Origin of the sequence: Duganella sp. HH101 (genome assembly GCF_001758795.1) — a bacterium.
GTDB classification, from domain to species: Bacteria; Pseudomonadota; Gammaproteobacteria; order Burkholderiales; family Burkholderiaceae_D; genus Rugamonas; species Rugamonas rivuli.
Map to the genome: position 1 here is coordinate 26180 of NZ_LRON01000010.1, position 22387 is coordinate 48566.

General features: G+C 68.3%; 15 protein-coding genes. 9 read left to right on the forward strand and 6 right to left on the reverse strand.

What is annotated here, in order from left to right; genetic code table 11:
- Positions 1 to 191: 191 nt before the first annotated feature.
- Positions 192 to 1577 carry a FecR domain-containing protein gene (locus tag DUGA2_RS16990; RefSeq protein WP_070270584.1) on the reverse strand — a complete coding sequence of 462 codons (1386 nt, stop codon included), beginning with the start codon at positions 1575 to 1577 and terminating at the stop codon, positions 192 to 194.
- A gap of 257 nt (positions 1578 to 1834) precedes the next feature.
- Between DUGA2_RS16990 and DUGA2_RS16995 the strand changes: the two genes are divergently transcribed.
- The 7 genes from DUGA2_RS16995 (at position 1835) to DUGA2_RS17025 (ending at position 13073) form a co-directional block, all read left to right on the forward strand.
- Complete coding sequence (locus tag DUGA2_RS16995; RefSeq protein WP_070270586.1) at positions 1835 to 3655, forward strand: CHASE2 domain-containing protein; 1821 nt, start codon at positions 1835 to 1837, stop codon at positions 3653 to 3655.
- Positions 3643 to 4944, forward strand: a complete 1302-nt coding sequence (locus DUGA2_RS17000) for a M48 family metallopeptidase (RefSeq protein WP_083296354.1) — start codon at positions 3643 to 3645, stop codon at positions 4942 to 4944. The genes DUGA2_RS16995 and DUGA2_RS17000 overlap by 13 nt, the downstream gene beginning before the upstream one ends.
- An 11-nt stretch (positions 4945 to 4955) precedes the next feature.
- Complete coding sequence (locus tag DUGA2_RS17005; RefSeq protein ID WP_229214711.1) at positions 4956 to 5726, forward strand: Crp/Fnr family transcriptional regulator; 771 nt, start codon at positions 4956 to 4958, stop codon at positions 5724 to 5726.
- A 260-nt stretch (positions 5727 to 5986) separates the two neighbouring features.
- Positions 5987 to 6787: an ABC transporter permease gene (locus tag DUGA2_RS17010; protein ID WP_070270588.1), complete on the forward strand. Its 801-nt coding sequence runs from the start codon at positions 5987 to 5989 to the stop codon at positions 6785 to 6787.
- Positions 6788 to 6808: 21 nt separating this feature from the next.
- Positions 6809 to 8029 (forward strand): ABC transporter ATP-binding protein, encoded by a 1221-nt coding sequence (locus tag DUGA2_RS17015; protein ID WP_070270590.1) that lies wholly within the window; start codon positions 6809 to 6811, stop codon positions 8027 to 8029.
- Complete coding sequence (locus DUGA2_RS17020; protein ID WP_070270591.1) at positions 8026 to 9333, forward strand: bifunctional 2-polyprenyl-6-hydroxyphenol methylase/3-demethylubiquinol 3-O-methyltransferase UbiG; 1308 nt, start codon at positions 8026 to 8028, stop codon at positions 9331 to 9333. The genes DUGA2_RS17015 and DUGA2_RS17020 overlap by 4 nt, the downstream gene beginning before the upstream one ends.
- Positions 9333 to 13073: a glycosyltransferase gene (locus DUGA2_RS17025; protein WP_070270592.1), complete on the forward strand. Its 3741-nt coding sequence runs from the start codon at positions 9333 to 9335 to the stop codon at positions 13071 to 13073. Before DUGA2_RS17020 ends, DUGA2_RS17025 begins: the two co-directional genes overlap by 1 nt.
- 42 nt (positions 13074 to 13115) lie before the next feature.
- On the opposite strand, the gene DUGA2_RS17030 is transcribed toward DUGA2_RS17025, so the two are convergent.
- A complete protein-coding gene (locus DUGA2_RS17030; RefSeq protein WP_070270593.1) occupies positions 13116 to 14324 on the reverse strand; it encodes a hypothetical protein in 1209 nt (402 codons plus the stop codon).
- Positions 14324 to 15733, reverse strand: coding sequence for an MBOAT family protein (locus DUGA2_RS17035; protein WP_070270595.1), 1410 nt, complete (start codon positions 15731 to 15733; stop codon positions 14324 to 14326). Before DUGA2_RS17035 ends, DUGA2_RS17030 begins: the two co-directional genes overlap by 1 nt.
- A gap of 251 nt (positions 15734 to 15984) precedes the next feature.
- On the opposite strand from DUGA2_RS17035, the gene DUGA2_RS17040 reads away from it, so the two are divergent.
- Together DUGA2_RS17040 and DUGA2_RS17045 are read left to right on the forward strand one after the other, a co-directional pair.
- Positions 15985 to 16980: a glycosyltransferase family 2 protein gene (locus tag DUGA2_RS17040; protein ID WP_070270597.1), complete on the forward strand. Its 996-nt coding sequence runs from the start codon at positions 15985 to 15987 to the stop codon at positions 16978 to 16980.
- Between the two features lie 54 nt (positions 16981 to 17034).
- Complete coding sequence (locus tag DUGA2_RS17045) at positions 17035 to 19119, forward strand: hypothetical protein (RefSeq protein ID WP_070270599.1); 2085 nt, start codon at positions 17035 to 17037, stop codon at positions 19117 to 19119.
- Between the two features lie 134 nt (positions 19120 to 19253).
- On the opposite strand, the gene DUGA2_RS17050 is transcribed toward DUGA2_RS17045, so the two are convergent.
- The 3 genes from DUGA2_RS17050 to DUGA2_RS17060 are packed head-to-tail and all read right to left on the reverse strand — an operon-like array spanning position 19254 to position 22344.
- Complete coding sequence (locus tag DUGA2_RS17050; protein ID WP_083296355.1) at positions 19254 to 20966, reverse strand: glycosyltransferase 87 family protein; 1713 nt, start codon at positions 20964 to 20966, stop codon at positions 19254 to 19256.
- 10 nt (positions 20967 to 20976) lie between these two features.
- The gene (locus DUGA2_RS17055) at positions 20977 to 21393 is read right to left on the reverse strand and encodes a GtrA family protein (protein ID WP_070270600.1); all 417 of its coding nucleotides are present in this window, start codon (positions 21391 to 21393) and stop codon (positions 20977 to 20979) included.
- A 3-nt stretch (positions 21394 to 21396) separates the two neighbouring features.
- Entirely contained in the window at positions 21397 to 22344 is a 948-nt protein-coding gene (locus DUGA2_RS17060; RefSeq protein ID WP_070270602.1) for a glycosyltransferase family 2 protein, read from the reverse strand.
- Positions 22345 to 22387: the final 43 nt, after the last annotated feature.

Below are 22387 nucleotides of genomic sequence, written 5' to 3' on the forward strand. Positions count from 1 at the left end.
CAACTAGTTGTAAATTATTTGGGCGTTATTTATGCAAGATCTATAAATATACACAAATAATCACATTACTTTTGCGCTATCAGCCCCATCCGGGCGCCTTTATATCACAGGCGGCGGGTATACACAAAAATGGGTAATGCTGCTTGTGCAACATTACCCATTTCTTTCATCCAACTACGAAAACAGTCCGCTCAACGGCTCCACTTGGTGGCGCCGTTGACATTGACTATCGTGGACCGGTACTGGAATAAATAAGCCGCCTCTTCCACATTGGCGCCACCCAGATATCCTTTGATGCGCGTATCGCTGATCGCATTGGGATTGACCAGCTCACCGTTGCGGTTGATATTGCCGGCACTACTGATCGGCACGCGCATATTGTCGCCGACCACGCTCAGGTTGGTCTTGAACGTGCGCGTGGCGAAATCGACGTCCAGCGTGCCGCTCTCCACCGCCGCCTGCACCCAGTTCCCGCCCGCACGCTGCAGCACCGCGTCGCTGCCGGCCAGCACGAACGAGGCCGTACCTTCGCGCGGCGCCACAAACGCGCTCGATTTCAGGCGGGAGATCTGATACGGCCCCAGCACCATCTCAATTTCATAAGCGCCACTATTCAATTTGGCCTGCACCGCGGCATTGGTGGTTCCGCCGGCAATCGCCTCGTAGCGGCCCCAGATCACTTCCTCCGGTCCGCGCACCAGCACCGGCGGCAGCACCGGCGGCGCGACCGGCACCACCGGCGGGACCGCCACTTCCGGTTTCTGGTCCACCAGCGGCGGCACCGGCGTGCCGCCGCCCGGCGTCACATTGGCCTGGGTAATCTGCTTGCTATTATTTAGTACGTTGCTGGACTTTTGCGCGTCGAGATTGACGTCGGAGCTCAGGCTGCTGCCGCCGACCTTGCCGACCGGTTCATCCGGACGCGCAGGCGCGCCCTGGTCGGCCGGCGACATTACCGGGCTGCGCAGCAGTTGCGGCGTGCTCTGGCCGCGCTGCACCTGCAGCATCAGCCCGGCCTGGCCGGCGAACAGTTCGCGGCTGACGCCACCCTCGCAGGGGCCGCCGCCTTCGGGGCCGCAGGCGCCGGCAAAGCCGCTGACCACCACGCCGCCGGACATCACCGTCACGCGCGAGGTCTGCTGGTCGGTGTAGACGACAAAGTCGGTGCCGCGCACGCCAATCGCCGCGACCGGCGTATTGAAGCGGAAGTTCTGCCGCGCCTGTTTGACGCCGACCCCGGAAATGCTGCGCGCCACGCCCTGCAGCAACTCCAGCTTGACGCGGGTGTTGGCCGGGTTTTGCGTATCGATATGGTAGGCGACGATGCGCGCCTTGCTGTTCGGGCGCAGCACCAGGAAGCCCTGGTCGACGGTCTTGACATAGACATAGCCGTCGGCGCCGGTGCTCAATTCATCCCCCTCCTGGACGGCGGCGTCGAGCACGAGCGGACGCGCGGCGACACTGACCTGTCCAGTGACGAACACGACCTTCCCGGCTTCGCCGGCCCAGGCTCCGGAAGCCAGCATCCCCAGCCCCAGCAGCGTGGCAGCAACGATGGTGTGAAATTGATTGCGCATAATAAGTTTCTCCCTCAGCCTACATTGTCCGCTATCCTCCCCCAAAGTATGTGACTGGGGTCACATTCTTTCAATTGGATACAATTGACCGGCGGCGGCCGCACACCACGCATCAAAGCCGACGAAAAAGATGCATAAAAGTTAATTTTGCACTATTCCATCCCAGCGCAAGCCGTTATACTGGGCGACTATTTTATATCTGCAACTATTTTTGTGTGGCCTGCCTGTCACCGCACCCACCTGGATCACCGCTCACCTTGGCCATCCGCTCTTCCTTCCCCGCCGTCGCGCGCAGCTGCATCGCCGCGGCGGCGCTGCTGATCACCGCCTGGGTCCAATGGGACCACGACGGCGCCTCGCAGCGGCTGGACAACTGGCTGCGCGACCGCTACACGCTGATGCGCGCCAGTCCTGTGCCGGAACAGCGCATGCTGCTGGTCGATATCGACGAAACCAGCCTGGAACGCTACCCGTGGCCGTGGCCGCGCACCCGCATGGCGGAAATGGTGGAAGCGCTGCTGGCCGACGGCGCCCGCGGCGTGGCGCTCGACATCCTGCAGGAAAAGCCGGCCGACGCCGCCGGCGACGCCCGCATGGCCATGCTGTCCCGGCACGCGCCGCTGGTGCTGGCCCAATTATTCGATTTCAGCGAGCGCGACGATCCGCTGCACAGCGGCGTGCTCTCCGGCGGCAGCCCCGGCGTGGTGGCCGGCAGCGTGCCGGCCTACGGCTACATCGCCAACCACGCCGGGCTGGCGCCGGCCAGCCACTTCGGCAATATCGGCGTCGCCCCCGACAGCGACGGCGTGCTGCGCCAGGTGCCGATGAGCACCAGCTACAACGGCCGCAGCTACCCCACGCTGTCGCGCGCGCTGTTCGACTGCTGCGCCGGCGGCCGCCCGCTGCCGCCCACCGCCACCGGCTGGGTGCGCGTGCCCTATACCCGCGCCTGGCCCGCCTATGAAGTGGCCAAGGCCGCCGACCTGCTGGACCAGCGCGTGCCGCCCGAGTTCATCCAGGGCCGGCTGGTGCTGATCGGCTCGTCCGCGCTGAGCATCGGCGACCGCGTCGCCACGCCGCTGGGCGCGCTCAGCGCCGGGCTGATGGTGCACGCCTCGATGCTGACCGGCCTGCTGGACCGCCAGGCCGGCCTGGCGCCCGCGCCCTGGCCCGGCAGCCTGATCGCCCTGCTGTTCTGCCTGGCCGTGACGCTGCTGGCCACCTACACGCTGCCGCGCCGCACCGCCGCCGTCAACATCGCGCTGCTGGCCGCCGGTTCCGCGCTGTGGCTGCCGCTGGCCTACGCCATCGCGCCGCACGACGCCGGCTTCGGCCCATCCGGTCCGCTGCTGTCCAACCTGTTCCTGCTGACGGTGGCCGTGCCCTTCCACTGGCAGCAGGCGCAGACGCGCTCGCGCCGCCTGCTCGACACGCTGCGCCAGTACGTGGCCGGCGACGTGGTCGACGAACTGTTGCGCAGCAACCTGGAGGATCCGCTGGCGCCGCGCCAGCTGGAAGTGACCACGCTGATCGCCGACATGGAGGGCTACACCACCCACGTCGAGGCGCTGCCGGTCGAAGAGGCCGCGCGCCTGACCACCGAATTCCTCGACTGCCTGACGCGCCCGGTGCTGGCGATGCGCGGCACCCTCGACAAATACACCGGCGACGGCATGGTGGCCTTCTGGGGCGCGCCGCTGCCCAACCCCGAACACGCCAACCTGGCGCTGGACGCCGCCCGCGCCATGCTGCAGGCGGTGCAGCATCTGAACACGCGCCGCGCCGCCGCCGGCCAGCCGCCGCTGCGGGTGCGCATCGGCATCGAAAGCGGGCTGGCGATGGCGGGCGACTTTGGCACCGCCATGCGCAGCATCTATACTGCGGTGGGCGACAGCGTCAACACGGCCTCAAGGCTGGAGCAGGCGGCGCGCGATTATCCGTATGACATTATCATTGGCGAAGGAACCGTGCGCCGCGCCAGCCGCCACCGTTTCCGCCAACTAGGCCAGCGCGTATTGCGCGGCAAGGAGCACCCGATTAATCTGTACACCCTTGAGGACGCGCCATGCGCGCCGTAAGCCCGCCGCTGCTGCTGTCGCTGCTGCTGGCGCTGCCATGGGGCGGCGCCGCTGCGCAGGCGGCCGCGCCGCAACGCGACATCGTGGTCGCATCGGCCGAGCCCGCAACCGGCGCCGAACCGGCCGCGTACGCGCCGGTCCAGCAGGAAGAACTGTACCTGGAGGCGATGCGCGCGCTGGCGGCCGACCAGCCCGAGCGCGCCAACGCCCTGCTGCTGCGTTTCCTGGAGGGCGAACCGCGCCATGCCGGCGCCTGGCTGGACCTGGCGTTCAGCCAGTGCACGCTGGGCCACGGCGCCGAGGCCGAACGCCTGTTCCGCGAGATCGAGACCCGCTTCAAGCCGCCGCCGGCGATCCAGGAGCTGATCGACCAGCACCGCGCGCGCGGCTGCGACACCAAGCCGTCGTGGCGGCCGCTGTGGGCGCTGTCGCTGGGGCGCGGCTACGACAACAACATCAACCAGGGCGCCAGCAGCAACCAGTTCTCCACCGGCAGCGGCAGCACGCTGACGCAATGGGAGCTGCCGCCCGACTACATGCCCAAGCCCGACTACCAGACCTCGGCCGGGGTCGATTACCTGCAACAGCTGGACGAAACCGGTTCGCTGCTGATCGCCCAGCTGCGGCTGCGGCAGAACGACAGCGTGCATGCGCAGGACTCGGGCTCGCTGCAACTGGGCTACGAACGCCCCTGGCAATGGGGCGCCTGGCGCGGCTACGGCACCGTCGCGGTCAGCGTGCTGCAGCTGGAGCGCCAGTTGTACCAGCGGCAGGAGCAGGTGCAGGTGCGCGCCTCGCCGCCCTTGAACGTGCCGGACCAGCTGCAGTGGTCGCTGCTGGCCAGCCTCAGCCATGTGCGCTATCCGACCCGCACCAAATACGATTCCAACACGCTGGAGCTGGGCACCAATTTGTACTGGCGCGACACCCGCCAAGTGACGTTCTCGCTCAGCGGCCTGCTGGACAAGGGGCAGAACGGCCGCCTGGGCGGCGACCGCCATGGCTGGTACAGCTCGCTGCAGCTGATGCAGCCGCTGCCCTACAATCTGAAGGGCGAGCTGGGCTGGACGCGCCAGGTGTGGCAAAGCAGCGATGTGTATTCGCCGGAGATCATCGACATCGTGCGCCACCAGGACACCCGCCAGTTGCGCGCCGCCGTGCTGATGCCGCTGGGCCAGCACCAAAGCCTGCAGCTGGAGTGGCGCGCGGTAAGAAATCAGGAAAACATCTCGCTGTTTCAATATAATAGCCATGCAATCCAGCTCAACTGGCGCTGGGATAATTTTTAATCAATGGTTTAATGACGACACCCGAGGAAAACGCAGCCGCCGACTCCAGCGCGCCCGCCGAGATGCCGATGGATCCGGTCATGGCGGCGCTGGAGTCGGGCCAGCTGGTCAATCTGCAGATTCACCTGCGCAAGATCCCGCTGCTGGCCAACCTGACCGAGCAGGAAATGGCGATGGTGCGCACCGACCTGCGCGTGCGCCGCTACGCCAAGCGCGAGGTGGTGCTGCAAAAAGGCGCCAGCGGCGACAGCCTGCTGTTCCTGCTGCAAGGCCAGCTGCAAGTGATCGACATCACCGAGGACGGCCGCGCGATCGGCCTGCGCATGCTGGTGCCGGGCGACTTCTTCGGCGAGATCGCCGTCATCAACGGCACCATGCGCTCGGCCTCGGTGGTGGCGACCACGCCGGTGCTGGTGGCGCTGCTGCCGCGCAACACGGCGCTGCACCTGTTCTCGCACTCGCCGTCGGTGGCCAACCAGATGCTGCGCTTCCTGGCCGCCAAGGTGCAGCGCGATTCGGAATTCCGCGCCCTGCTCAGCATCCACAACACGGCCAAGCGCATCTACAGCTTCCTCGAACTGGTCAAGGAGAAAAAGGAAGACGACGTCGAGGTGGTCGAGAACCTGCCGACCCACCAGGACATCGCCAACATGATCAACACCAGCCGCGAAACCGTGACCCGCACGCTGCTGACGCTGGTCCAGCAGGGCATCATCAAGAAAGGCACGCACCGCCTGATCATCGTCGATCCGGAGGCGCTGCAAAAACTGGCCCAGAGCTAGCCCGGACCGCGGCGTGCGGCATCGCCGGAAACATCTGGATACAAATTCCGCCGGCGCCGCCGGGCGCGACCTGAACCGGGCCGCAAGCCCCGCCGCCACTGGCGCGCCGCCCCGTCGGGCGGGTCCGGACGCACGGGGCGCCATGCTATAATCCGCCGCTTTGCCACCCGGCCCGCGCGCCACCGCCCCATGACGAAAATCACCTGCCCGCTCCACCGCCGCGCCCCGCGCCGGACCACCAGCCAGAGCGGAGTGGCACGATGATTTCGCGCGCCATGTTCAGCGGCCTGTGGCGCTACCGCGGCTTCGTGCTGGGCAGCGTGCAGCGCGAGTTCCAGTCGCGCTACCGCAACTCCCTGCTGGGCGCCACCTGGACCATCCTCAACCCGCTGGCCATGATCGTGGTCTACACTGTGATCTTCTCGCAGGTGATGGGCAGCCGCCTGCAGGGCAGCAACGCCACCTTCGCCTACAGCATCTACCTGTGCGCCGGCGCCCTGACCTGGGGCCTGTTCGCCGAGATCACCGGGCGCAGCCAGTCGGTCTTCATCGACCACGCCAACCTGATCAAGAAACTGCAGTTCCCGCGCATCTGCCTGCCCATCATCGTGGTGCTCAACGCGCTGGTCAACTTCGCCATCATCTTCGGCCTGTTCACCGCCTTCCTGGTGATCTCCGGCAGCTTCCCCGGCTGGGTCTACTTCGCCGTGTTCCCGGTGCTGCTGCTGCAGATCGCTTTCGCGATCGGCCTGGGCATGGTGCTCGGCGTGCTCAATGTCTTCTTCCGCGACGTCGGCCAGTTCTTCAGCATCGTGCTGCAGTTCTGGTTCTGGTTCACCCCCATCGTCTACCCGGCCAGCACGCTGCCGGCGCCGGTGCGCGAACTGCTGGTGTGGAACCCGATGGCGGCCGTGATCGGCGCCTACCAGCAAATCCTGGTCAACGGCCAGCTGCCGCACTGGGGCAGCCTGCTGCCGGTGGCCATCGCCGGCCTGCTGTGCTGCGTGCTGGGATTGCAGCTGTTCCGCAAGCGCGCCGGCGAGATGGTCGATGAACTGTAAGCGCCACACCGAAAGCACATCATGGGCAGCATAAGCGTCAAACAACTGGGCAAGGCCTACAAACAATACGGCAACCGCTGGGGCCGCCTGGCGGAATGGGTGTTGCCGTCGCTGGGCCTGCGCCACCGCCTCAAGTGGGTGATCCAGGACATCAACTTCCAGCTGGCGCCGGGCGAGGCGGTCGGCATCATCGGCGTCAACGGCGCCGGCAAGAGCACGCTGCTCAAGCTGATCACCGGCACCGCCCAGCCCACCACCGGCAGCGTCCACATCACCGGCCGCGTGGCGGCCTTGCTGGAACTGGGCATGGGCTTCCATCCCGAATTCAGCGGCCGCCAGAACGCCTACATGGCGGGCCAGCTGCTGGGCCTGACCGTCGAGGAAATCAGCGCGCTGATGCCGGAGATCGAAGCCTTCGCCGACATCGGCGACTACATCGACCAGCCGGTGCGCGTGTACTCGTCCGGCATGCAGATGCGGCTGGCCTTCAGCGTGGCGACCGTGCGCCGCCCGGACGTGCTGATCGTCGACGAGGCGCTGTCGGTCGGCGACGCCTGGTTCCAGCACAAGAGCTTCGAGCGCATCCGCGAATTCCGCAAGCTCGGCACCACGCTGCTGATCGTCAGCCACGACCGCGCCGCGATCCAGTCGATCTGCGACCGCGCGCTGCTGCTCGACCGCGGCCGCCTGGCCTTCCAGGGCCGGCCGGAAGAAGTGATGGACTACTACAACGCCCTGATCGCCGAGCGCGACGGCGTCAACATCGAACAGAGCACCGGCGCCGACGGCCGCACCCAGACCAGCTCCGGCAACGGCAAGGCCACCGTCACCGCCATCAGCCTGGAGGGCGCCGACGGCGCGCCGATGGAGGTGGTCAACGTCGGCGTGCCGGTCACGCTGCGCATCAAGGTGCAGGTGCGCGAGGACCTGCCGCGCCTGGTGCTCGGCTACATGATCAAGGACCGCCTGGGCCAGCAGATCTACGGCACCAACACCCACCACATGGAGCAGCCGCTGACCGATCTGCGCGCCGGCGAACAGATCGAGTATTGCTTCCGCTTCCCGCTCAACCTCGGCCCGGGCAGCTACTCGGTGACGACCGCGCTGACCAGCAGCGAAACCCATCTGGCCGACAACTACGAGTGGCGCGACCTGGCGCTGCTGTTTATCGTCATGAACATGAACCGTAAAGAATTCGTCGGCACCAGCTGGATGGAACCGGCGATCGAGATCGCCCGATGAGCGCCGGCTTCTACCGCGCCTTCGAGGACCGCTACCGCGGCTCGCGCGAGCTGATCAAGCAGCGCCTGCGCGCCTACGAACCCTTCTTCGGCCCGCTGCGCACGCTGCAGGCCCCGCCCGCCGCGCTCGACCTCGGCTGCGGCCGCGGCGAATGGCTGGAGCTGCTGGGCGAACAGGGCTTCCGCGCCCACGGCGTCGACCTCGACGACGGCATGCTGGCGGCCTGCCGCGAACGCGGCCTCGACGTCGAACTGGGCGACGCCATCGCCTGCCTGCGCGCGCTGCCGGACAACAGCCTGGCCGTGGTGTCGGCCTTCCACCTGGTCGAGCACATCCCGTTCGAGCTGCTGCAAACGCTGGTGGCGGAAAGCCGCCGCGTGCTGCTGCCGGGCGGCCTGCTGATCATGGAAACGCCGAACCCGGAAAACCTGGTGGTCGGCGCCTCCAGCTTCTACCTCGACCCCACCCACCTGCGGCCGATACCGCCGCAGCTGCTGGCCTTCGTCACCGAGTTCGGCGGCTTCGGCCGCCACAAGGTGGTGCGCCTGCAGGAGGAAGCCGGCCTGCGCGGCGACACGCCGATCGCCCTGATCAACGTGCTCGACGGCGTCAGCCCGGACTACGCGGTGGTCGCGCAAAAGGATGGCGGGGCCGCCGTGCTGGCGCCGTTCGAAACCGCCTTCGACGCCGGCTACGGCCTGGCGCTGGGCCAGCTGGCGCAGCGCTTCGAGCAGCGCCTGGCCGGCCGCGACGACGCCCTGCGCGCCGCGCTGGCGCAGCTGGAACAGCACACCATCGACAGCAAGCTGCGCCTGGCCGGCGCCGAATCCGGCCTGCAGGGCGTGACCCGCCTGAGCCAGGCCAACGCCGCCCGCAGCGAGGAGCTGGCGCACGCGCTGGCCGAGCTCAGCAACCGCGTGCACGCCACCGAGGTGGCGCAGGCGCAGGCCGAGGAAGCGCGCCGGCAGATCGCCGCGCTGCTGGCCAGCAGCTCGTGGCGCATCACCGCGCCGTGGCGCATGGTCGGCGGCTGGGCGCATGCGGCGCGCGCCGCGCTGCGCGCGCGCGCCAAGGCCGCGCTGCTGGGCGCCGCCCGCACGCTGCAACGCTGGCCGCGCGTCAAGCGCCTGCTGCGCCCGCTGCTGCTGCGCATGCCGGGCATGAGCCGTATCCACCAGGCCAGCATCGCCGCCAGCCAGGCCATGCCGCCGGAAGCCCAGGCGCCGCTGGGCGACATGTCGCCGCGCGCGCAGCGCGTCTACCGCGATCTACAATCCGCGCTCAAGAAGACAAGGAAACATTGATGCGTATCGTCATCGATTTGCAGGGAGCCCAATCCGAAAGCCGCTTCCGCGGCATCGGCCGCTATTCGCTGGCGCTGGCGCTGGGCGTGGCGCGCAACGCCGGGCCGCATGAAGTCTGGCTGTTGCTCAACGGCGCGCTGGCCGACGCCATCGCCGACCTGCGCAGCGCCTTCGCCGGCCTGGTGCCGCCCGAGCGCGTCTGCGTGTTCGAGGTGCCGGTGCCGCTGGCCGAGCTGCACACCGACAACAGCGCCCGCACCCGCGCCGCCGAGCTGCTGCGCGAGCACGCGATCGCCCAGCTGCGGCCGGACGCGGTGCTCGTCACCAGCCTGTTCGAAGGCTATGTCGACGACGCCGTGGTGTCGGTCGGCAGCTTCGCCGGCGCCGAGCGCACCGCCGTGGTGCTGTACGACCTGATCCCCTTCCTCAATCCGGACGCCTACCTCGCCACGCCGGCCCAGCGCCAGTACTACGACCGCAAGATCGCCTCGCTGCGCCGCGCCGGCCTGCTGCTGGCGATCTCCGACTACTCGCGCCAGGAAGCCATCGATGCGCTGCAACTGGCGCCGGCACAGGTGGTGTCGATTTCCACCGCGGTCGACGACAGCTTCCACCCGGCCGCGCCGGACGCCCGGCGCTGGAGCGAGCTGCGCAGCCGCTTCGGCCTGACGCGGGCGATGCTGATGTACGCGCCCGGCGGCTTCGACGCCCGCAAGAACATCGACGGCCTGATCACCGCCTACAGCCTGCTGCCGCAGGCGGTGCGGGCCGGCCACCAGCTGCTGATCGCCAGCAAGCTGGGCCAGCACGACCACGAGCAGCTGCTGGCGCACGCGGCACGCGCCGGCATCGCCGCCGGCGAGCTGGTGCTGACCGGCTACGTCAGCGACGCCGACTTGATCGAGCTGTACCGCAATGCCGCGCTGTTCGTGTTCCCGTCGCGCCACGAAGGCTTCGGCCTGCCGGCGCTGGAGGCCATGGCCTGCGGCGCGCTGGTGATCGGCGCCGACAACACCAGCATCCCGGAAGTGATCGGCTGCGACGAGGCGATGTTCAACGCCGACGACCCGGCCGCCATCGCCGCCAAGATCGCCGAGGTGCTGACCGACGCCGGCCTGCAACAGCGCCTGCGCGAGCACGGCCGCCAGCAAGCGAAGCGCTTCTCGTGGGACGTGACGGCGCAGCGCACCGTGCGCGCGCTGGAGGCGTGGCGCAGCCAGGCCGGCCCGGCCGATGCCGTGGCGGCTGCGGCCAAGCCGGCGCGCAAGCCGAAGCTGGCCTTCGTCTCGCCGCTGCCGCCCGAGCGCACCGGCATCGCCGACTACGCCGCGCAGCTGCTGCCGGCCATGCTGGACCATTTCGACATCGAACTGGTGCTGCAACAGGACAAGCTGACGCTGGCGCCGGAACTGGCCGCGCTGCCGCAACGCAGCGTCGCCTGGTTCGACCAGCACGCGGACGAGTACGACCAGATCCTCTACCAGTTCGGCAACAGCCCCTTCCACAGCCACATGTTCGGCCTGCTGCGCCGCCATCCCGGCGTGGTGGTGCTGCACGACTTCTTCCTCAGCGGCGTGCTGGCCTACGAGCAGCGCACCGGCAACATGCCGGGCGTGTGGTCGCAGGCGCTGTTCGACAGCCACGGCTACCCTGCCCTGCTGGCCGGCCAGAACCCCGACAACGCCGAGGCGATGCGCGTCTATCCGTGCAACCTGGCGGTGCTGCAGGACGCCACCCGCGTCATCGTCCATTCCGAGCACGCCCGCAGCCTGGCGCGCCAGTGGTACGGCGCGCAGGCGGCGGCCAACTGGAACGTGGTGCCGCTGCCGCGCGCGCTGCCGGCGCAGCAGGACCGCGCCGCCGCCCGCCAGGCGCTGGGCGTCGCCGACGACGCGCTGCTGGTGTGCAGCTTCGGCTTCATCGCGCCGACCAAGCTGACGCTGGAACTGATCCAGGCCTGGCTGGCCTCGCGCCTGCACGCCGACCCGCGCTGCGTCCTGGTGCTGGTGGGCGAGAACCACGGCGGCGACTACGGCGCCGACGTGGCGGCCGCGATCGCCGGCCACGAGCGCATCCGCATCGCCGGCTGGACCGACGAAGCCGTCTACCGCCAGTATCTGCAAGCGGCCGACATCGGCGTGCAATTGCGCAGCGTATCGCGCGGCGAGACTTCTGCCGCCGTGCTCGACTGCATGAACTACGGCCTGGCCACCATCGTCAACGCCAACGGCTCGATGGCGGCGCTGCCGGGCCACACGGTGTGGCAACTGGCCGACCACTTCGAGCTGCCGGCGCTGACCGCCGCGCTGGACGGGCTGCGCGACGACGCCGGCCGCCGCCAGGCGCTGGGCGCCGCCGCCGCGCACCTGCTGCACACCGCGCACAGCCCGTCGCAATGCGCGCAGCTGTACGCCGACGCGATGGCCGCAGCCGCCGTCGACGCCCGCAGCGACCGCCCGGCGCTGCTGCGCGCATTGGCCGCGCGCGACGACCTGCCCGGCGACGAAGCCTCGCTGCAACAGCTGGCCGCCGCCATCGCCCGCGCGCCGGACGCGACACAGCCGCGCCAGCTGCTGGTCGACGTCACCGCCATCGCCCGCCACGATTTGAAGACCGGCATCGAACGCGTGGTGCGCACCCAGGCGGCCGAGCTGCTGCGCGCACCGCTGCCGGGCTGGCGCGTGGAGCCGGTGTACCTGAGCGATGAAGGCGGCCGCTGGCATTACCGCTACGCGCGCCGCTACACGGCGCAGCTGCTGGGCATCAAGGCCGAGCTGCACGACAGCGCGGCCGACGCCAGCGCCGGCGACGTGTTCTACAGCGCCGACTACACGCCGGGCGCGGTGCTTGCCGCCGCCCAGGCCGGGCTGTACGCGCACTGGCGCGCGCGCGGCGTGCAGGTCAACTTCCTGGTGCACGACCTGCTGCCGGTGCTGCGGCCGGAATTCTTCCCGTCCGGCGCCGACCAGGGCCATGGCGCCTGGCTGCGCTGCATCGCCGCCGAGGCCGACCGCATCATCTGCATCTCCGACGCGGTGCGCCAGGAGCTGCACCTGTGGCTGCGACAGCAGGACGCCGAGGCCCCCCTGCCGCAGCTGGCGGTGCTGCACCATGGGGCCGACATCGGCGCCGCCGCGCCGTCCGCATCCGCCGCGCAGAACGCCGAACTGGCGCGCTGCACCGAACTGCCAAGCTTCCTGATGGTGGGCACGATCGAGCCGCGCAAAGGCCATCTGCAAGCCCTGGATGCTTTCGAACAGCTGTGGGCCGACGGCGTGCAAGCCCATCTGGTCATCGTCGGCGCCGAGGGCTGGAAGCCGCTGCCGGCGCACGAGCGCCGCACCATACCGCAGATCGTGCAGCGCTTGCGGCAGCATCCGCAACTGGGCAAGCGCCTGTTCTGGCTGCAGGGCCTGGACGACGGCGCGCTGCAGCAGCTGTACCGCGACAGCGCCTGCCTGCTGGTGCCGAGCGAGGGCGAAGGTTTCGGCCTGCCGCTGATCGAAGCGGCCAGCCACGGGCTGCCATTGCTGGCGCGCGCGCTGCCGGTGTTCCGCGAGGTGGCGGGCGGGCATGCGCAGTATTTCGACGGCACCGACGGCGCCGCATTGGCGGAAGCCGTGCGCGCCTGGCTGGCGCTGGATGCGGAGGGCAAGGCGCCGTCATCGGCCGGCATGCCGTGGCAGACCTGGGCCGACAACGCGGCCGGACTGCTGGCCGTGCTGCGCGGAGAACGTTAACAACGCCTCACTCCCGCGCAAGCGGGGGGAGGCCGCCAGCGTTCAGGGCTTTTCGTGGAAGCGTTCCAGACCGACTTGCATGGTGCCGGTGGTGGTGCCGACGTCGTGGTACAGGATCAGCAAATCCATATTCTCGCGGTCGCGGAACAGATACTCTTTCAAGTGGCGGATCTGCTCCGTGCTCAGCTGTCCGATACTGTTGGTCGCCACCTGCTCCACATCCGAGTAATAGCGCGAATACCAGCCCGAGATTTTCGAACCGAATGAATCGGTCAGCATCACCAGCCGGCGCTTGGGCGCCTTCGGATTGTGGAAGCGCGAGATATCGTACAGCTTCTCGGCGTATTCCTTGAACTCAGGGAAGCAACGCCCGCCATAGCAGGAGTCGACGCCGGATGCGGCGAAATCGACCTCCTGTATCGGCCCCTTCAGCTCGATGCCGGCAAACAGCCCCTGGATATCGGAACCGACGCCCTCGCGCGTCACCACCGTCAGCGGCGGCGCGGCCGGCTCCAGCGCACGGCCGAAACGCGGCAGCGTCAGCTGCACTACGTCGGCCAGGCCGGCGCCGGTCCAGTGGAACCAGTGCTTGGGAAACAGCACCTGGCGCTCCTTGATCTCGCGCATCTCCCGCAACGGATAGTAAATAGCCTGCTGCGCCTCCGGACCGAAAGCGCCGGACGCCAGCCAGCCGGCCAGCGGCGTCGCGGTCGAACTGCACGCCGGCACCAGCCAGACCGGCAAATCCTGGTACACCACCACCGGCGCCGACGGCACCACCATCATCTGCGGGTGCAAGCCCATCGCATGGAAGTCGCGGAACAGGCGGCCGATGTATTCCGGCGTGCCGGGCTTGGTTTCGCCGCCCGCGCAAGCGGCCTTGACGGCGGAGAACGGCGGCACGTTGGTGCCGTGCGCGCTGAGGAAGATGCGGCCGTGGCGGCCGGACTCGACCTGGATCGACGGGAATTCGTGGAACAGGCGGTAGCGCAGGCGGTTGTGGGTTTGCAGCAGCTTGGCGCGGAAGCCGAAATTGTCATTGATCCAGGCGTCGAGCTTGGGCGGCAGCGCCAGCGCGGACGCCGAGTCGGTGGGCCGGTCCGGCAGCGAGGCCAGGACGCGGTTCTCGCCGCGGCGGTCGCTGGCCGCATGCATGCCGCCGACGATGGCGGGAATGGACAGCAGCGCGACCAGCGCGATCTTGGCCGCGTGCCGGCGCAGCGGGCCGGATGGGTGGGCAGACGTCATCATCAGAAACGGAAGTAAATAAACGGGTTGTAGGTGCCGGCGGCCATGTTCAGCACGCACAGCAGGAGGGCCGCGACCAGCGCCGCCGAACGCAGCGGTGGCGCCTGCAGCAGCGCGGCGGCGCGGCTGCGCAGCGTTTGCGGCGACAGGCGCACGGTGGCGATCAGCACGCCGATCGCCAGCGCCGTGGCCGACGAGGCGGTGAAGTCGATCTGCCACGCATGCGGCGCGGCCGCCTCGGCTTGCAGGCCGAACATGGTGCACAGGAAGGACAGCGCATGCGGCACGCTGTCGGCGCGGAAGAACACCCAGCCCAGCATGACCATCAGCAGCGTGTAGGCTTGTGCCACCAGCGGCGGCAGCCGCGCCAGCAGCGCGCCCAGGCCCAGGCGCTCCAGCACCAGCAGGGCGCCGTGCCACAGGCCCCAGATCACGAAGGTCCAGGCGGCGCCGTGCCACAGGCCGCACAGCAGGAACACCAAGCCCAGGTTCAAATAGGTGCGCAGCGGGCCGTGGCGGTTGCCGCCCAGCGGAATGTACAGGTAGTCGCGGAACCACGACGACAGGCTGATGTGCCAGCGCCGCCAGAATTCCGTCATCGACAGCGAGGCATACGGGCGCTGGAAGTTGGGCGGGTAGCTGAAGCCCAGCATGTGGCCGATGCCGATCGCCATGTTCGAATAGCCGCCGAAGTCGAACAGGATCTGGATGGTGTAGCAGGCGATGCCGATCCAGGCGCCGGCCGTGGTCAGCTGCGACGGGTCTTGCGCGAACAGGCGGTCGGCCGACAGCGCCACGGTATTGGCGATCAACATTTTCTGCGCCAGGCCGATGATGAACTGGCGGAAGCCCGCCCACAGGCGCGCGTTCGGCAGGTCGCGGTGTTCGATCTCGTGGGCGATCTGGCGGTAGCGCACGATGGGGCCGGCGATCAGCTGCGGGAACATGGCCTTGTACATGGCGAAGCGCCAGAAGCTGCTCTGCACTTCGATGTCGCGGCGGTACAGGTCGATCAGGTAGGAAATCCCCTGGAAGGTGAAGAAGGAGATCCCCAGCGGCAGCACCACGGCCGGCACCGTCACGCCGTGGCCGAAGGGCTGGGCCAGCTGGTTGTAGACGCCGGCGAAGAAGCCGATATATTTGTAGTACATCAGGAACGCCAGGTTGGCCAGCACGCCCAGCACCAGCATGGCCTGGCGGCGGCGTTCGCCCCGGGCGGCGTTGATCAGCCAGCCCACGCCATAGTTCAGCAGCGCCGACGCCAGCAGCAGCGGCACGAAGCGCGGCTCGCCCCACGCGTAGAACAACAGGCTGCCGATCAGCAGTACGCCGTTTTTCCACGGCAGCACGTAGTACAAGAACAGGAATAAGGGGAAAAAATAGAATAAAAACGTGGCGGAACTAAAAACCATGAATAACCTCAAAAAGACCGGCCGTGTCGCTGCAATGGCATTTATATAACGGAAGGGGGGCATCATAAACCAAAATCCCCGCCGGGCCGCCAACTAAAAACTTGCTGTAGTGAACATTATCTCAGACCTGCCGTATAATCACAGCGGCATACTTGCCTTATATGTAACTGGCTGTAACGGCACTTGCCGCGCCGATAGGCGCCGCTTACCTTATACGCCCCCCAGTCCGCGCAACATAACCACCGAAGAATATGCAGCAAACCAAAAACCCTTCCGTCGCCGTCGTCATTCCCAGCTATAAAGTGACGCGCCATATCCTCGGCGTGCTGGCGGCGATCGGCCCTGAAGTGGACCGCATCTACGTGGTCGACGACCGCTGCCCCGACCAGTCCGGCGCCTATGTGCGCGCCCATAACAGCGACCCGCGCGTGGTGGTGGTCGAGCATGCGGAGAACCAGGGCGTGGGCGGCGCCGTCATGACCGGCTACCAGGCCGCCATCGCCGACGGCGCCGACATCATGGTCAAGGTCGACGGCGACGGCCAGATGGACCCGTCGCTGATCCCGGCCTTCATCGCCCCCATCCTGGCCGGCGAGGCCGACTACACCAAGGGCAACCGCTTCTTCGACCTGGAGCAGATCGGCAGCATGCCGCCGATGCGCCTGTTCGGCAACGCCATGCTGTCGCTGCTGACCAAGCTGTCGTCCGGCTACTGGGACTTGTTCGACCCGACCAACGGCTACACCGCGATCCACCGCGACGCCGCGCGCCACCTGCCGTTCCACAAGATCAGCAAGCGCTACTTCTTCGAGACCGACATGCTGTTCCGCCTCAACACCCTGAACGCCGTGGTGCACGACGTGCCGATGGACGCGGTCTACGGCGACGAGGTCAGCAACCTGAAGATTTCCAAGATCGTCACCGAATTCATGGCCAAGCACGTGCGCAACTTCTGCAAGCGGGTGTTCTACAACTACTACCTGCGCAATATGTCGCTGGCCTCGATCGAGCTGCCGCTGGGCCTGCTGATGGTGATAGGCGGCAGCGTCTACGGCGGCCTGCACTGGATCGACTCGGCGCGCGCCGGCCTGCCGACGGCGGCCGGCACCGTCATGCTGTCGGCCATGCCCATCCTGATGGGCACGCAGCTGCTGCTGGCCTTCCTGGCCTACGACATCGCCTCGGTGCCGCGCAAGCCGCTGCAAAACCGCGGCCGGCTGCTGCGCAGCATCTTCGCCCGCAACTGAAGGCAAGGCGCGCGGCTGCACGGCCGCGCCCACTCCACCCACATTCACTCGCCCATGCGCCTACTTCACCGCCCCCTTCCCCGCCTGTCCACGTCGGCCTGGTTCCTGATCGCGCTGCTGGCCGCCTTCCTCTACTTCACCTTGCGCAACATCGGCCTGTATCCGACCGTGTTCGGCGACGAGTGGTCGTACAGCAGCTTCACCCGCCTGATGCCGTTCAAGGAAACGCTGGTGCCGTCCTATCTGTACTACACGGTGTACCGGCTGACCAACTACTGCGGCGACGGCTTTCTTGAGTGCGCGCGGCTGATCAACGCCGTGTTCTACATCGGCGCCGCGCCCTTCATCTACCTGATCGCGCGCCAGTACATGACGCGCCAGGTCGCGGCCGCGGTCGCCGTGCTGGCCCTGCTGGCGCCGACCAACAGCTACACCGCCTACTTCATGCCGGAAGCCATGTACTACTGCGGCTTCTGGCTGTTCAGCTGGAGCGTGCTGCGCGCGCAGGGCCGGGTCGATGTGCGCACCGTGGCGCTCAGTTCGGTGGTGTTGGGCCTGCTGGCCATGGTCAAGGTGCACGCGCTGTTCCTGATTCCCGGCTATGTGGTCTACCTGGCCTACGCCTGCTTCGCCCAGCGCGGTGCGGGCAGCGGCGGCAACTGGCGCTGGCTGCGCCAAGCGCTGCTGCTGGTGGCGGTGGCGCTGGTCACGGCCGCCGTGGTGCGTTTCGCGGTGGGTTATCTGTACGCCGGCCGCAACGGCCTCTACCTGCTGGGCAAATTCTATTCGAACCAGGCCCAGACGCGTCCCACCGTGGGCGTGCTGATCCAGCTGGCGCTGGGCAGCCTGCAAGGCCACCTGATGGCGCTGGTGCTGATGTTCGGCATGCCGCTGGCGTCGGCCGCGCTGCTGTGCGCCAGCCGCGTCCAGCGCCAGGGCGCCGCGCGCGGCAGCAGCACGCTGCTGGCCTACGCAGCGCTGCTGATCCCGTCGCTGGTGGCGGTGACGGCGCTGTTCACGGCGATGGTGGCCGGCGGCGGCACCGAAAGCGGCGCCCGCCTGCACATGCGCTACTACGACTTTGCCCTGCCGCTGATGCTGGTGCTGGCCGGCGCGCAGCTGACGGCGCAGCGCCCCGGCGTGGGCTGGCGCGCCCGCCTGGCGGTGGCGCTGCCGCTGCTGCTGGCGACGTGGGCGGCCAGCCATCACCTGGTTCCAGCCTTTACCCCCAACTACATCGACAGCCCTGCCCTGTACGGCATGGTGCACGACGAGGGCAACTTCGGGACGCTGACCGGCTTGGGCGTGGCGGCGCTGCTGCTGTGGATCGTCAACACGCGCCAGGCGGCGCGCTGCTTCGTCTACCTCTACACGCCGGTGGCGCTGGTCATTTCCGGCGACAACCTCAACCAATACACGCGCATGGCGCAGCGGCCGGACGCCTACGTCAAGGCCGGCATCTACGCGCACCAATACCTGACCCCGGCCGAGATCAAGCGCCTGACCATCGTCGGCGCCGACATGGGCAACCTGCTCAAGAGCCGCTTCTTCGTCGACGGCATCGACGTCAGCGCGGTGCAGCTGGCGCCTGGGCGGCCGATCGCGCTGGAATCCCTGGCGCACCAGAACGGCTGGCTGCTGGTGGTGGGCGACTATCCGCTGCCGGCGGGCGCGGTGCGCCACAGCGGCTCGCGCGAATTCACGCTGGCCCGCGTCAAGCCGCCGGCCGAGGCCGGGCTGTACCGCTTTGCCGAGGCCGAGGATGAGAGCATGCGCAGCACCGGCTTGTCGGGCATGGAAGATTGGGGCCGCTGGTCCGAAGGCGGGCAAGTCACGCTGACGTTCGCCCAGCCGCTGCCCAAGCAATTGCTGCTGCGCCTGGACGTGGCGGCCTACGGACCGAACGCCGGCATGGACTTCGACGTGACGGCCGGCGGCCAGACCGTGCCGCTGCGCGCGGACGGCTGGCACGGCGTGAAGGAACTGCGTTTCAGCACCGACGGCACGGCGCGCGTGATCACCATCAAGGTGCCGAAGCCGACCTCGCCGCAGGAACTGGGCGCCGGCGGCGACCAGCGCAAGCTGGGCATCGCCATGTACAACATGGAAACCCTGGACGCGGCCGCACCGCGCCCTTAAAAAAACGGGGGTCAAGTCTGACATTCAAAACGGGGGTCACAAAACGGGGGTCAAGTCTGACATTCGGACACGAGCTCTGCCCTAGCAGCCGCTAGGGCAGAGCTCGTGTCCGAATGTCAGACTTGACCCCCAGCTTATTTGCGCACCACGGCGCAGAACTGGTAAGGCAGGTAGTTGCGGCCGATGTAGGCCGGATACACGCGGCAGCCCGACGCCGAATCCAGCCGCAGGCCGTGGCGGCCGAGGATGGCGGCGGCGTCGCTGCGCACCGCGCTGTCGGCCGCGTCGCCCTGGCGGCGGCGCTCGGCGCGCGGCTTTTCCGCCGGGTCTTGCTGTATCGACGTCAGCAACACGTAGAACGGCCCGCTGCGCTCGGCCATCATGGCCGCCACCCGCTGGTCATACAGCGCCGAACCCGGGAAGCCCCCGCTGATCGACACAAACGCCAGCGAGGCCGGGAAGCCGGCCGTGTACCAGCCCACCGGCGCCTGCGTGGTCAGCACCAGGCTTTGCTCGGGATGGGCCAGCTCCGGCACGCTGACGCGGAAGGCCTCGCTGCTCCAGCGCGCGCGGCCCCAGTGCGGCGTCGGCAGCGCCAGCAGCACGGCCAGCAGCACCGCGCCGCCCGCCACGCGGCGGGCCGCCGGCGGCGCCAGCAGCCGATGCGCCAGCAACCACAACACCAGCGGCGCCAGCAACTCCAGCGGCACCAGGTAGCGGTAGATGCTGAACAGCGCCTGCCAGCCCAGGTAGGCCAGCACGAAGAACGCCAGCACGAAGCGCGCCTGCGGCGGCAAGCCCGCCTGCCCCGCAATGCGCGGCCGGCGCCAGGCGCGCAGCGCCGCCACGGCCAGCACGATGAAGCCCAGGTACAGCAGCGGCCACAACAGCAGCCGCATGCGGATCTCGGTGACGCGCTCCGGATGCAGCGCGAAGATCACCGGCCACAGCAGCTTCTCGGTCCAGCCCTGCGGCAGCCAGTGGGTGTCGCCGATGCCGATCGGCGCGGCCAGCGGCGAGCGGAAGATGTCGTTGAATTGCGGGTACAGCGGATTGCCGAACTCCAGCCACATGCGCCAGAACCAGTGGCCCGCCGTCAGCGCGATGCCGGACAGCACGCCGGCGCCGAACACGAAGGCGCGCGACACGGCGCGCCACCAGCCGCCCGGCAGCATCAGCAGCGCCGCGCACAGCGCCAGCGCGTAGGTGGCGTTGGTCAGCTTGAGGCCGGTGCCCGCGCCCATCACCAGGCCGGCCAGCAAGGCCAGCGCCAGGCCGCGGCCGCCGGCGCGCGCCAGCGCCTCCCAGTGGCGCAGCGCCAGCGCCAGCGCACCCAGCACGCACAGGGCGGTCAGGTTGTCGCCCATCGAATTGCCCAGCTGGCTGAAGAAGGCGCACCCCATGCAGCCGGCCAGCGCCAGCAACAGCGGCACAGACAGCGGCAGAGACAGCGGCAAACGCTGCGCGCCAGCCTGCGGCAAGTGCGCCAGCAGGCGGCGCGCGATGGCCAGCACCAGCAGCGCGTTCAGGCCGTGCAAGGCGCCCATGGCGAAGCCGGCCAGCGGCGCCGGCAGCGCGCGCAGCAGGCCGTAGTAGACCAGGTCCAGCGTCGGGTTGAAGTAGCTTTGCCACTGGCCCGGCGCCAGGTCGACGTTGAGCTTGCCGTTGAGCAGGGCGAACGGGTTGTACAGGTGGTAGTTGCGCAAGTCCCAGTTGTCGTCCTGCCCCAGCAGCAGCGACAGCACGCCGAACAGCGGCGGCAGCAGCCAGGGACGGGTTTCCAGCAGGGTCAGGCAGCGCGCCATCACGGCGGCCAGGGCGGTCAACAGGCGCGACAACTTGATCATAGGCGGTAGGTCAGCGTTGGAAGACGAGGAATTTGGCGCTCAGGAAGTTCAGCACCAGGCCGGCCAGCGTGCCGCAGCACACCGCCAGCAGCGGCGCGGCGGGCAGCAGCGGCGCGGCCGCCGGCCAGCCCGCCATCAGCGCGATGACGGCGGCCGAGACGCCGTAGTTGACGGCGCCGCCGAAGGCCATGGCGCCGACATAGCGCCACCACTGGCGCCACGGCGTGTCGGTGGCGGCGTCGAAGGTGTAGCGGCGGTTGATCTGCCACGTGACCCACACCGCCGACAGGAAGGACAGCACGCGGCCCAGGTGGAAGCCGCTGCCCAGCGCCAGCGCCAGGTACAGCACCAGCACGTCGACCGCCAGGCCGGCGACGCCGGCCACGGCAAAGCGCAGCAGCTGGATGCGGACGTGCGGCTTAAGCATGCATCAGGCGTCGGAGGCCGGCGTCGGCGCCGGCACCGCCAGGTAGGCGAAGCGCTTCTGCTCGATGCGGCCCTTGGTGACGGTGTCGAGTATCAGGCCGCAGGACAGCGACAGCACGCTCAGCATGCCCAGCCCGGTGCACAGCACGGCCGTCGGCAGGCGCGGCACCAGGCCGGTCTGCAGATAGGTGGCGACCAGCGGTTCGGCCAGCACCAGCGCCAGCAGCGCGCTGACGCCGGCGCCGATGGCGAAGAACGGCAGCGGCTTTTCGTTCTTGAACAGCTTCATGATCATCCACAGGATGCGGATGCCGTCGCGGTAGGTGTTGAGCTTGCTGACCGAGCCTTCCGGCCGCGCGCCGTAGCGGGTCGGCACCTCGGCCACCGGCATGCGCAGCTCCAGCGCGTGCACGGTCAGCTCGGTCTCGGTTTCGAAACCTGCCGCGTGCGCCGCGAAGGACTTGGCGTAGCGGCGCGAGAAGATGCGGTAGCCCGACAGCATGTCGGTGAAGGTGTTGCCGAACACCGCGGCCACGCAGCCGGTCAACAGGCGGTTGCCGAAGCGGTGGCCGAAGCGGTAGGCTTCCTGCTCGTCGGTATGGCGGGTGCCGACCAGCATGTCCAGGCCCTCGTCGAGCAGCTGGCGCACCATCTGCGGCGCCACGCTGGCGTCGTAGGTGTCGTCGCCGTCGACCATCACATAGACGTCGGCGTCGACGTCGGCGAACATGCGGCGGATCACATTGCCCTTGCCCTGCTGGCGCACGCTGCGCACGATGGCGCCGGCCGCGCGCGCCACGGCCTGGGTGTCGTCGCTGGAGTTGTTGTCGAACACGTACACCGGCACGCCGGGCAGGCAGGCGTTGAAGTCGCGTACGATGGCGGCGATCGTCAGGGCTTCGTTGTAGCACGGGACAACGACGGCGATACGGTGCTGGGGAAAGGTGTTCAATTGAGCATCGGTAAGTGTTGGTGGCGAAATTGTACAGGAGTCC